The 7177-nt window shown below is 34.2% G+C and carries 5 protein-coding genes and 1 CRISPR repeat array; of the genes, 4 read left to right on the top strand and 1 reads right to left on the bottom strand.

What is annotated here, in order from left to right; all coding sequences use genetic code 11:
* Positions 1–1456: a CRISPR direct-repeat array (repeat unit 33 nt; unit sequence GTTACAACCTGTATAGGTTGTATGGATTGAAAT).
* A 151-nt stretch (positions 1457–1607) separates the two neighbouring features.
* On the bottom strand, positions 1608–3074 hold the full coding sequence (locus BAU17_RS12735; RefSeq protein ID WP_161903210.1) for a helix-turn-helix domain-containing protein: 1467 nt from the start codon (positions 3072–3074) through the stop codon (positions 1608–1610).
* A 372-nt stretch (positions 3075–3446) separates the two neighbouring features.
* Here BAU17_RS12735 and BAU17_RS12730 point away from each other — a divergent pair, with 372 nt between their 5' ends.
* The 4 genes from BAU17_RS12730 to BAU17_RS12715 all read left to right on the top strand — a co-directional run.
* On the top strand, positions 3447–4760 hold the full coding sequence (locus tag BAU17_RS12730; RefSeq protein ID WP_161903209.1) for an ABC transporter substrate-binding protein: 1314 nt from the start codon (positions 3447–3449) through the stop codon (positions 4758–4760).
* Positions 4761–4823: 63 nt separating this feature from the next.
* Positions 4824–5738: a carbohydrate ABC transporter permease gene (locus tag BAU17_RS12725; RefSeq protein ID WP_161903208.1), complete on the top strand. Its 915-nt coding sequence runs from the start codon at positions 4824–4826 to the stop codon at positions 5736–5738.
* Complete coding sequence (locus BAU17_RS12720; protein ID WP_161903207.1) at positions 5735–6580, top strand: carbohydrate ABC transporter permease; 846 nt, start codon at positions 5735–5737, stop codon at positions 6578–6580. Before BAU17_RS12725 ends, BAU17_RS12720 begins: the two co-directional genes overlap by 4 nt.
* On the top strand, positions 6577–7177 hold a 601-nt coding region (locus tag BAU17_RS12715), incomplete at its 3' end, for a YesL family protein (RefSeq protein WP_161903206.1). The genes BAU17_RS12720 and BAU17_RS12715, both read left to right, overlap by 4 nt.

The following is a 7177-nucleotide window of genomic DNA, read 5'->3' as shown; positions in this document are numbered from 1 at the left end:
GTTACAACCTGTATAGGTTGTATGGATTGAAATTAGTTTGTTTGGCTCGTTAGGTGAGGATAATGCTGTGTTACAACCTGTATAGGTTGTATGGATTGAAATTCTGCAATGGTACCACCAGAGATAACAACTCCATGTTACAACCTGTATAGGTTGTATGGATTGAAATGGTTGGGGTAATCTTGTACTTGTCTCGAAGTTTTGTTACAACCTGTATAGGTTGTATGGATTGAAATGTCTACTAAAGAGACAAATTGGTCGTTATCCTCATAGTTACAACCTGTATAGGTTGTATGGATTGAAATAATATTCGACTGTTTTACATGTTGTAGAGATCAAGGTTACAACCTGTATAGGTTGTATGGATTGAAATCTGTTTACAAAATCGAGAAGGGGAAGTTTGAGTTGGTTACAACCTGTATAGGTTGTATGGATTGAAATAAATGGCACTAGGTTCCCGTTCTTTCGTGTGCCTGTTACAACCTGTATAGGTTGTATGGATTGAAATGGACAAGCTTTAAACGTAGCTATACCAGGTATGATGTTACAACCTGTATAGGTTGTATGGATTGAAATAAGAATTGATATCCCAACTCGAATTGGTAGAAGACGTTACAACCTGTATAGGTTGTATGGATTGAAATACTCCATTCAATATATTGCGGAAACGCAACCGTGGTTACAACCTGTATAGGTTGTATGGATTGAAATCCAACTATTGAAAATCATTTGTACTTGTTCAACGTTACAACCTGTATAGGTTGTATGGATTGAAATCTCGTGACCGAAAAGAATTCGATGTAGTTCTTACTGTTACAACCTGTATAGGTTGTATGGATTGAAATTCTGGATGGTGGACATGCTCAATCGGCAACTACAGGTTACAACCTGTATAGGTTGTATGGATTGAAATCTTGAGAACGTCAAAGGATTGCTCAATCACGAAGGTTACAACCTGTATAGGTTGTATGGATTGAAATAGCAGCTTCCTCCACCCATACAGCAACGATGTTTCGTTACAACCTGTATAGGTTGTATGGATTGAAATGTTTGAAACAGGTATGGGAATGATGCCGGAAGTTGTTACAACCTGTATAGGTTGTATGGATTGAAATTTAATTCCATCTGTCACAGGGTCAATAGCCATTTTGTTACAACCTGTATAGGTTGTATGGATTGAAATTATCAAAAGTAGTTAAGTTGCTTTTAGGGAAAGAACGTTACAACCTGTATATGTTGTATGGATTGAAATTTTTTTACTCCTCAATCAGCATTGCTTTATGACCTGGTTACAACCTGTATAGGTTGTATGGATTGAAATACCAACACCACTAATCATCATTTTCTGTTATAGAGTTACAACCTGTATAGGTTGTATGGATTGAAATTGTGATTAGTTCAGAAACTGTATTGACCGAATTTAGTTACAACCTGCATAGGTTATACGGATTGAAATATCGGTACGTGCTTGCATTTTCGAAATGTAACATCCAATATAGTTAATTTATGCAGTACACGTGATTTCTCTAATATTTAATTACAGACTTAACTCTAATCAAAAAAACGAACTCTATTTAACATAAAGTTCGTTTTTTATTTTTTGAATTTTATAAATAAAAGCTTTTTTGTTTTAAATGTTTCGCTGTAATTGTCGATAAATGGCTTTCAATTAGTTCAAAATCACTTTCAGATAATTTCTCGTTAATAGAGATAATCGGAATTAAAAAGCCTAAGTTAGAAGGAGGTTGTGTGGTGTCTTCAAAAGAAGTGGTGCTGAGGATGAGATCGGCAGTGTCAATTTCTGAAGTGAAAGAAATCATATATTTGTTCTGAAATTTGGCAGAGATTCTGAATTGAAGATATTCAGTATACAAAAGCGTGCAATCAGAATGAATATATATATTAACTTTTGGCAGAAATATTTCTTTCGGAACTAAATGAAAGCATAACAGCAAACTTTGTTCTTTGAGATATAGATTTTGGGGTGCTTTTTCGATAAATGATTGCCAAAACTTTTGGTATCTTAGTACAAAAAAAGGATATAAATCCGCTAATTCGTTAATAAAACTAGCTGGATGTTCATTCAGTATTTCTTCGTTGGTTATAAAAAAAGAGCTAGTCAAAAATTGTTTTAAAAACTTTTTATAAACAAAAAGACGCTCGATTTTTGAAAGCATCACAAAATGAGTTTCAAATAAACTTATCCAATTGGTAATGTCTTCTAAAGATAAGATAGTGTTTATATTTTTTAAATTTATTTCCAAGTCCATTGTAATAATATCAGAACAATAGATAGAAAGAATGAGGTATTCCCAGTCCTCTTGTCTCCAGTGAGCTAAAAAAGGTGGACATTGCGGGATTGAGAGTGTATCAATGATTCGTCGTTCGTCCTCGGTATAGTGTAAATGTTGCTTGTTTTTTTGAGTGGTATCAATGATAAATAACCACAAAGATAGAATTTCAAGGTACTTGACATTGTCAATGGCGAGATAAGTTGCAATTTCTTTTGCCAGTGTCAGTATCTGTTCTTTATTAGGTATTTCTTGCATGTAAGAAAATTGTCGATGAATTTTAAACAAAAATGAAAAGAAAAAAGAACGTAATTTATTTTCAGATCCATAAATAAACAAATAAGGGGATAAACTAATTTTTATTTTGTGTTTTTTTAACGAGAGATTAATGTCTTTTATTTTACGCCTTACTTGAGATTCACTGATAAAGTGTGTGGAGCAAAATTCATACATGGAAATTTTTCTCTTAGTTAACAATGTATATAAAATTTCATAACCCAATTCAACAGAAAAAATATTTGAAAGTAATTTTTGGCAGGTTGTAAACGATTGTTTTACAAGTTTAATCCCTTGGCGTTGACTAATGATCAATTCAATTAATCCTGTTGGATAGGTACTCTTTATTTCTTCTTGTAATTCACGACAAATCTTTTTAATGGTGGATTGGCTACAACTATTTACAAGCTGAGTTAATTCGTTACTCGGAATAAAACGATTTTCTTCTTCTAAAATATAGAGGATTTTTCGTTTGAGCCAAGCATTAGAAGAAATGCCATAGAACATGCTAGTTTCTCCTTTCTTCATTTTTTATTTATTCAATTGTAAAAGGACAAGCATATTCATTATAGTATGTTTTTGCTTGATAAAAAGTAGGTTTGGAACGATTATCCAGTGTGGGATAAAAACTGAAAGAGAAGGCAGCTTCATTTGCTGAAAAATACACGACAAAAAGGCACTTCTGTATAGAAAAAAGGAGATGGCGAAGCAATGTCATTCGGATTTTAATAAAAGTTTAATTGAAAAGTAGGAGAAAAGTTGCTACTTACAAGACGATGTCAATAATCAGACCACAGAAGGCCTTTTTTTGATAATTTTGAAAAAACAAAGTATGCTATGCTTTTTTTGTAAACGCAAACAAAAGAAGGAGATGAAAACATGAAAAAGAGTAAAGTTCTAGTTTTTACCATTTCTTTATTATTGTTACTTGCTGGATGTGGAGATGGGAAAAATAAGGGAGAGAGCACTTCAAGCGGAGACGAAACTGAAAAGGTTACGCTTGATTTTTGGTCATTTTGGGGGTCTGGCATGCGTCGAGAAGTAATTGAAGAGATTATTGAAGACTTTAATGATTCTCAAAACGAAATTGAAGTGAAGTATAGTTATCAGCCGTGGGGAGATATTTGGACGAAATCATTGTCTGCGATTACGGCTGGAAATCCGCCAGATGTGATTGTGCAAGATATTAATTCTGTTGCCCAACGAGCAGAAGCGAAACAGTCAGTTAATTTAACAGAGTTTATTGACAAAGATACGTCAGATAAGTTTTATCCACAATTGTGGGAGGCAGGTTTATATGGAAAAGACACGTATGGTATTCCGTTTAATACAGATACGTATGTCATTTTCTATAATAAAAAGATTTTTCGTGAAGCGGGGATAGAAGAGAAGGAACTTCCAACAACTTGGGAAGAATTAGAAACCACTGCTCAAAAATTAGACATCAAAAAAGGAAATGCTTATGAACGAATTGGTTTCTATCCGCTGTGGAATATTAGTCCTGATATATGGGCGGTGAACGCTGATGGAGGAACTGGTTGGTTCGATGGTGACAAAGTAGCAATTGACACACCGAATAAAGTAGATTTATTCGATTGGATTTTAAAATGGCAAGAACATTATGGTAAAGACACAATCAATCGTTATGAAGCTGAATTTGGTTCGGGGGTATCAGATCCTTTTGTTTCAGGTCTAGTTACTATGGTTGCACAAAATATCAATTATTATTCTAATTTGGTGAGTAATGCACCGGAAGACTTTGAATTTGGTATTATACCATTGCCAGAAAAAGAAAAGGGGGAAGGACACTGGACTTGGGGCGGCGGATTTGTGTTAGAAGTTCCGTATGGTGCCAAAAATCCAGAAGCATCCTACAAATTTATTGATTATTTAACATCAACTGAAGTACAAGAAAAATTTGGCGAAAAAAGCTTTGACATTATGGCCAATCGCGAAGCAAACGAAAACTTAATCAATAGTAGCGAGCTATCAGAAGATGGGCAAATGGTTTATCAAGTTGCAGATGAGCAATTTAAAAATACCGTTCTGACACCAGCGCCACTAAAAGCGCCTGATTTTGCTAATTTAGTCAACGAACAAATTGATCAAATTTTGTTAGGTACTAAAAAACCAGAAGAAGGGTTAGAAGATGCGCAAAAAGCGGTCGAGAAATTAGTGGATCAAAACAATTAATGCGAATGAGGTAGTGCGCTGCAAATATTTATTGCAGCGCCTGCTGTAAGGAGGGAATTGTTTATGCGTAAGAAAATGTCTCAACGTCGAAAAAAAGAAATTTTTTGGGGATATGTCTTTGTTCTTCCCTTTATTATTGGGTTTCTTGTCTTTATGCTAGGACCTATGATTTTCTCCATTATAGGAAGCTTTACAGATTATAATCTAACGTCCAAAATGAATTTTATCGGGTTAGCAAATTTCAAAAGAATGTTTTTTTCAGATGATTTGTTTTGGAAATCTTTATACAATACGATTTATTTCGTTATCTTTACGGTACCTTTAACTACGCTAATGAGTATTTTCCTAGCGACTATTTTAAATCAAAAAATGCGAGGAATCAGCTTTTTTCGTACAATTTTCTATCTTCCAGCGATTTTATCGGGGGTTGCTGTCTATATTTTATGGATGCAGTTATTGTCTCCTTCTTCAGGATTAATCAATACTTTCTTAGCTTGGTTTCATATTGAAGGACCTGCGTGGTTGTTTGACCCACAGTGGACAAAACCAGCCTTAATTCTAATGAAGTTATGGAGTGCTGGAGGAGCTATGCTTCTATACTTAGCAACCTTGCAAAATGTACCGAATACTCTTTATGAATCTGCAGAAATTGATGGTGCAGGTATTTGGAAAAAATTCAAGAATATTACCTTGCCATTGATTACACCTATCATTTTTTACGATATTATCACATCTACAATCGGTTCATTTCAAATTTTCCAAGAAGCATATGTCATGACTAAAAATGGAACTGGTGGTCCAGCGAATTCGTTGCTTTTTTATAATTTGCATATGTGGAATAAAGCCTTTGTTGCTTTTGATATGGGTTATGCAATGGCAATGTCGATGGTGTTATTTGTCATCGTTTTAGTACTGACGTTCATTAATCTAAAATTAGCACCTCAATGGGTTTATTATTCAGGAGGTGGAAACAAATGATGCAATCAAAAAAAGTAGCTAAGCAAGGGAAAAAATTCGTTGGTTTACTATTAATGCTTCTGATTGGCGGTATTTTATTAGTGCCCTTACTTTGGATGGTTTTTACTTCATTGAAGCCAATGGAAGAAGTTGTCCGTTTTCCACCCACCTTTTTCCCTGAAACATTTGTCTGGTCAAATTATTTAGAAACGATACGAGCATTTCCTTTTTGGCAATATGCTAAAAATACATTGTTTATCACGGTATTAGTAGTTATTGGGAATGTTTTATCAAACTCTTTCATTGCGTACGGTTTTGCGAAGTTAAATTTCCCAGGGAAAAATATTTTATTTGCGCTTGTTCTTTCTACCATGATGATTCCTGGATTTGTAACAATGATTCCGCAATATGTTGTATTTTCTAAAATCGGCTGGGTAGGTACCTATTTGCCGTTAATTGTACCTTCTTTTTTCGGAAATGCTTTTAATATCTTTTTGATGAGGCAATTTTATATGTCGATTAACAATGAACTGATTGAAGCAGCAGAAATTGATGGGGCAAATCATCTTTATATTTGGAGTCATTTGATGGTTCCATTGACCAAACCAGCACTCATTACGATTGCAATCAACTCGTTTAACGGCGCATGGAATGATTTTCTAGGTCCATTACTTTATATTCAAGATCAAAAGAAATATACGTTACAAATTGGTTTACAAGTGTTTCAAAATCAATCAACTACACAATGGAATTACTTAATGGCAGGTGCAACCATTGTTTTATTACCAACTGTCTTACTCTTCTTCTTCGCTCAACGATACTTTATTGAAGGAATGGACTTGACTGGAGGGACGAAAGGATGAAGTTACAAGCTTACAGTGAACGATTTGTTTTTGCGGTAACCTACTGGGTGCCTAAGCTCATCGCGCTACAATTTATCTGGTTGTTACATGCGTTGCCGATAGTCACAATTGTGCGTGCTAGTCAAAGTTTATTGCTGACTATTCATCGTTGTCAGCAGACACACGGAGAAAAGGTCTTCTCTATATATCGACATATATTTCAAACACATCTTCAGCAATCCCGTAAGAGGACATTTTTACTAAGTATTTATAGTTTCTTATTGGTGTTTGATATTTGGTTTTTCTTTAGGATAGATAAACCTTATGGATATATTTTGTCCTATTCGTTACTTATTGCAAGCTACTTTATTCTCTTATTATTTATTTATCAAACCCTATTAAATGACGAAAAGGGGGTGAGAACACGTTTAATTGCAGTATTCTATTTGTTTTTTAAGTTTCCGAGGTTTGTTGTTTTGCATCTTTTACTGACGGTAGGGATTTTGCTAGGTTTTCTATTAATAGGACCTATCTATGCTTTCTTATTAGGCATTAGTTTGTTCTTCTTTCTACACAATCAAATTTTTTGTTTGAAAGTAAATTTTTATGAAAAAAATT

Origin of the sequence: Candidatus Enterococcus willemsii (genome assembly GCF_009933335.1) — a bacterium.
Taxonomy (GTDB): Bacteria; Bacillota; Bacilli; order Lactobacillales; family Enterococcaceae; genus Enterococcus_F; species Enterococcus_F willemsii.
The sequence above is the reverse complement of the archived record's forward strand: the minus strand, read 5'-3'. Positions and strand labels throughout refer to the sequence as shown.